This window comes from Methylobacter svalbardensis (assembly GCF_037671525.1).
Taxonomy (GTDB): Bacteria; Pseudomonadota; Gammaproteobacteria; order Methylococcales; family Methylomonadaceae; genus Methylobacter_A; species Methylobacter_A svalbardensis.
In genome coordinates, this window is sequence record NZ_JAWPOH010000113.1 from 1 (window position 1) to 5595 (window position 5595).

Below are 5595 nucleotides of genomic sequence, written 5' to 3' on the forward strand. Positions count from 1 at the left end.
CTTTCAAGACGTATATGCAAGATGCCAGTAAAGTTTTGTGTGTCATGAAGAAAATGCGTGAAGATTTCGCAATCCCTGCGTGAATTTTACTGTAGTGGCTTGGAAATTATTTACCTGAGAAACTATAACAGGCAAAAGATATAGCGACATGAACAAAAAACCAATGGATCCAAATCCGTTTCGGACAAAAGTTGAGGCGCAACTTGCTCATACACCGCTAATTGAAGTATCGACTCTCTCTACCGATGAGCTACTACACGAACTTCATGTCCATCAAATTGAACTGGAAATGCAGAATGAGGAATTGCGGCGCACCCATATCGCTCTGGAAGAATCCCGAGATCGCTATGTAAACCTCTATGAATTCGCCCCGGTGGGTTATCTCACCCTCACACGCGAAGGCCTGATCACCGAAATCAACCTCACCGGCGCCACGCTCCTCGGAGTGGACCGCAATAAACTGATTAACCATCGTTTCGCTGCCTTAGTCGCGCCCCAAGATGGCGACCGCTGGCACCGTTTGTTTAGGCGTGTGATACAGCACGAAGGAAAAGTACATGATTACGAACTGATACTTCAGCGCAGTAACAATGTTGTATTTGATGCCCTGCTTAGCTGCCTACTCGTTGCAACCGACGACAAGGCTCCTATGATTCGTATCACGCTCACCGACATCACCAAACACAAGAAAATCGAAGAGGCTTTGCAGAAGAGTCAGAAGGAAGAAGCGGCTTTGTATAAGAGCAAGATGGATCTTAAATATGCCCAGGCAGTCGTTCATGTCGGCAGCTGGCGCATAGACGCCCACAATAATATATTGGCATGGTCTGACGAAAATTTTCGAATCTTTGGCATACCTAAAGGCACACCTTTAACGTATCAATCATTTCTTGATAGTGTCCACCCGGCAGACCGGCAATTAGTCGATGCGGCATGGAAAGATGCCCTTACCGGCAAGTCCTACGATATTGAACACCGGATTATAGTAGGCCAGAAGGTCAAATGGGTACGTGAACTGGCTGAGCTCGAATTTGGCGAGCATGGATCGCTGCTCGGCGGTTTCGGGACAACTGAAGATATTACCGATATCAAAAGCACCCAGGAAGCATTACAACATGAACGGACCTTCCTCAGACAAGTCATCGATGCGGTACCCAGTATGATTTTTGTCAAAAATCGGGAGGGGCAATTCCTGTTAGGTAATGCGGCTTTGGCCCAGTGCTATGGCACAAGCCCTGAAAATTTGACCGGGTTGACAGACGAGAACTTCAATCTCGACGCTGACGAAGTAGCTGACTTCTATCAAGATGGCCTTGATGTCATAAACAACTGCGCATCCAAACTCATCCCGGAGGAAAAACTTACCCATGCCGATGGCTCAGTACACTGGTACAGCACGATCAAGATTCCGCTGATTGACGACGATAATAGTTGTAACAAACTGCTGGGTGTGGCGACCGAGATTACCGCGCGGAAGCTGGCGGAAGAGGCGCTGGTCAAGGCGGGGGCTTTGCAGGGCGCGATTTTCAACAGCGCCAAATTCTCGAGTATCGCCACCGACGCGAAGGGCGTGATTCAGATCTTCAACGTCGGCGCGGAACGGATGCTGGGCTACACCGCCGCCGAAGTGATGAACAAGATCACCCCGGCTGAAATTTCCGATCCGCAGGAAGTGATCGCGCGGGCAACGGCCCTGAGCCTGGAATTGGATACCCCGATTGAGCCGGGCTTCGAGGCCTTGGTGTTCAAGGCCTCACGCGGCATCGAAGATATTTACGAGTTGACCTATATTCGCAAGGACGGCAGTCGCTTTCCGGCGGTCGTGTCGGTCACGGCGCTACGCGACGATCAAAACACCATCATCGGCTACCTGTTGATCGGCACTGAGATCAAGGCGGGTGCCCTACAGAGCGCGATTTTCAACAGCGCCAACTTCTCAAGTATCGCCACCGACGCGGAGGGCGTGATTCAGATTTTCAACGTCGGCGCGGAACGGATGCTGGGCTACTCGGCCGCTGAAGTGATGAACAAGGTCACGCCAGCCGATATTTCCGATCCGCAGGAAGTGATTGCGCGGGCCAAGGCGTTGAGTGCCGAACTCGACACCCCGATTATGCCGGGCTTCGAGGCCCTGGTGTTCAAAGCCTCGCGCGGCATCGAGGATATCTACGATTTGACTTATATTCGCAAAGACGGCAGTCGCTTTCCGGCGGTCGTATCGGTCACGGCGCTACGCGACGCTCAGAATGCAATTATCGGCTACTTATTAATTGGCACCGACAATACTGCGCGCAAGCAGATCGAAGAAGAGCAGAAGAAGCTCGATCAGCGCCTGCGCGATCAGCAGTTCTACACCCGGTCACTGATCGAATCCAACATCGATGCGATCATGACCACCGATCTGTCCGGCATCATTTCCGATGTCAACAAGCAGATGGAGGTACTTACCAGCTGCACGCGCGACGAGCTGATCGGTGCACCGTTCAAGAATAACTTCACCGATCCGGAGCGGGCCGAGGCGAGCATCAAACTGGTGCTGAGCGAAAAGAAGGTCACCAACTACGAGCTCACCGCGCGCGCCAGGGACGGTAAGGAAACGGTGGTGTCCTTCAACGCGACCACCTTCTACGATCGGGACAGGAAGCTACAGGGCGTGTTCGCCGCAGCGCGCGACGTCACTGAACGCAAACGCCTGGATCAGGAACTGGAGAACGCCAAGTCTGTGGCGGAAAAAGCCAACCACGCCAAATCGGATTTCCTTTCCAGCATGAGCCATGAATTGCGCACACCCCTGAACGCCATCCTCGGCTTCGCCCAATTGTTGGAGGCTGGTTCTCCGCCGCCAACGGCCACCCAGGCTGTAAGGCTGCACCAGATTGTCAAAGCAGGATGGTATCTGCTGGAGCTGATTAACGAAATCCTCGATCTCGCGTTGATCGAGTCCGGCAAGATATCGATGTCGTCAGAACCGGTGGCGCTGATCGATGTCATCCTTGAATGCCAGGCCATGATCGAACCGCAGGCGCAACAGCATGACATCAAACTGACCTTTCTTCCATTCGACAAAACCTGGTTTGTCAGTGCCGATCGAACCCGGGTAAAGCAGGTTCTGATCAACCTGCTTTCCAATGCGATCAAATATAACCGCGAGCATGGAACGGTCGAGGTGAAATGCACCGAGAGCACGCCTGAACGCCTACGCATCAGCGTCAAAGACAGCGGTGAGGGATTGGCTCCGGAAAAACTGGCACAGCTCTTTCAGCCGTTCAATCGTCTCGGGCGAGAGTCTAGCGGCGAGGAAGGCACGGGCATCGGCCTGGTGGTAACCAAGCAACTGATCGAACTGATGGGAGGCACCATCGGCGTGGAAAGCACTGTCGGAGTGGGCTGCGAATTCTGGATCGAACTGATCCGGGACCTTACGCCACAATTTTTCGCTGAAAATACACCGCCCGCAGAACTTGCACTGCAAACCCAGGAAAACGCGACGCCGCGCACTCTGCTCTATGTGGAAGACAATCCGGCCAACCTGATGCTGGTCGAGCAAATCATTGAGGGCCACCCACATATACACATGCTGAGCGCGCGCGATGGCAAACAAGGCATAGCGCTGGCGTATACCCATCTTCCGGATGTGATCCTGATGGACATCAATCTGCCCGGCCTCAGCGGTTTCCAAGCGCTGGAACTCCTGCGTGAAGATCCGGCAACGGCGCACATCCCGGTAGTTGCCATCAGCGCCAATGCCATGCCACGCGATATCGAGAAGGGGCTGGAGGCTGGATTCTTCAGGTATCTCACCAAACCCATCAAGGTCAATGAATTTATGGACGCCTTGGACGGTGCACTGAAATTTTCTGAAACGGGATTGGACGACACGAATAAAAAGAACAAATACGATGATTAGCGAACAAGAAATCCTTAACGCCAGCATTCTGATCGTTGACGATCAGCAATCCAATGTGCTTCTGCTGGAGGAAATGCTGCGTGATGTCGGCTATGCGTGCATTACGTCGACCAATGATCCCAATAAGGTTTATCCGCTACACAAAAAAAACCGCTACGACCTGATCTTGCTCGATCTGCTGATGCCCGGCATGGATGGCTTTCAGGTGATGGAAGGCCTTAAGAAAATAGAAAGGAATGGGTACCTTCCGGTACTTGTGATCACGGCCCAACCGAGCCAAAAGCTGCGTGCACTTGCCTCCGGCGCGAAAGATTTTATCAGCAAACCTTTTGATCTGGTCGAAATACAGACGCGTATCCATAACATGCTGGAAGTGCGGTTGTTGTACAAAAAAATCGAACATTCCAACCAAGGGTTGGAACAAACGGTGCTGGAACGGACCGCTAAACTCAACTCCATTTTTAATGCGGCCGTGGAAGGCATTATCACTATTAACATGTCCGACATCATCGTATCCGCTAATGCCGCAGTAGAATCTATTTTCGGCTATAAACCGGAAGAGCTGATTGGCTGCAATTTTAATAAACTCATGCAGTCATCGCCAAGAGCACTGAATGATTGCAACTTGCCGTATGCAGAAAATTATGTCGGCCAAATCCGGGAGATTGAGGGCATTCACAAAAACGGTTCTGTGGTGCCCCTGGATCTGTCCATCGCAGAGTTTACAGTCAATGATGCGCACTATTTTACAACTATTGTACGTGATGTGAGTTTGCGCAAACACCGGGAGCAGCAAGACAAAAAACATCTGGACGAACTCGCCCATGTCACTCGTCTTGGGCTGATGGGTGAAATGGCTTCAGGCATTGCTCATGAGGTCAACCAACCTCTGGCTGCAATTTCCAGCTATACGCAAGTCAGTTTAAACCTGATTAAAGCTGAAAACCCTGATCTGGCAAAGCTCACCGAAATTTTATCCAAAACTCAGCAACAGTCTTTAAGAGCGGGACAGATCATTCAACGCATGAGGGAGTTTGTTAAATCTCATGTAAAACATCGAGCAAGCGCCGACATTAATAGTTTACTTCATGACGCTGTTAGCCTGTGTATTGCCGACCTTAAACAAAACAGCATAGAACTAACGCTTGAACTGGAAAACAACCTGCTGCCTGTCTATGTCGATCATATTCAAATTGAACAGGTCCTCATAAACCTGATCCGAAATAGCGTTGATGCCGTTCAAAACTTACCTGCAGAACAACAACGCCAGTTAACAATCCATAGCCGATTGACTCCCAATAATGACATAGAGATCCGAGTGAAGGACAATGGATCTGGGCTTAATGAAGACCAACAACAAAAAATATCGACGCCTTTTTACACCACTAAGGCAGATGGCATGGGCATGGGGCTATCCATCAGTCGCTCACTGATCGAAGCCCACGAGGGTACTTTGCGTTTCAATAGCGAATTTGGAAAAGGCACCACTTTTTATTTCACTCTACCAACAGCTTAAGCCATTAGGGAAGTCAAGTAGGCTACGACAACGATTCCTTCATTTTGGCTCGCGCCTTGGCCGTGGAGCCCTCGGTATTATTGCTGGATGAACCGTTCGGCGCGCTCGATGCCAGTGTGCGCAAGGATTTGCGCCAATGGCTGCGCAACCTGCATCACGACCTGAATGTCAC

2 protein-coding genes and 1 pseudogene are annotated in these 5595 nt (G+C 51.0%); all 3 read left to right on the forward strand.

The window, feature by feature from the left end; genetic code table 11:
- Window positions 1-163 precede the first annotated feature (163 nt).
- Window positions 164-3907: a PAS domain-containing hybrid sensor histidine kinase/response regulator gene (locus RW114_RS19590; protein WP_340124422.1), complete on the forward strand. Its 3744-nt coding sequence runs from the start codon at window positions 164-166 to the stop codon at window positions 3905-3907.
- Window positions 3900-5423 (forward strand): ATP-binding protein, encoded by a 1524-nt coding sequence (locus tag RW114_RS19595; protein ID WP_340124423.1) that lies wholly within the window; start codon window positions 3900-3902, stop codon window positions 5421-5423. The genes RW114_RS19590 and RW114_RS19595 overlap by 8 nt, the downstream gene beginning before the upstream one ends.
- 41 nt (window positions 5424-5464) lie before the next feature.
- Window positions 5465-5595: pseudogene (locus RW114_RS19600) on the forward strand (sulfate ABC transporter ATP-binding protein); the annotation flags it as partial.

What these genes read in the sequence shown, in the direction of transcription:
- RW114_RS19595 (WP_340124423.1), top strand. Translation starts at nt 3,900, where the DNA reads ATGATTAGCGAACAAGAAATCCTTAACGCCAGCATTCTGATCGTTGAC.
- RW114_RS19590 (WP_340124422.1), top strand. Translation starts at nt 164, where the DNA reads ATGGATCCAAATCCGTTTCGGACAAAAGTTGAGGCGCAACTTGCTCAT.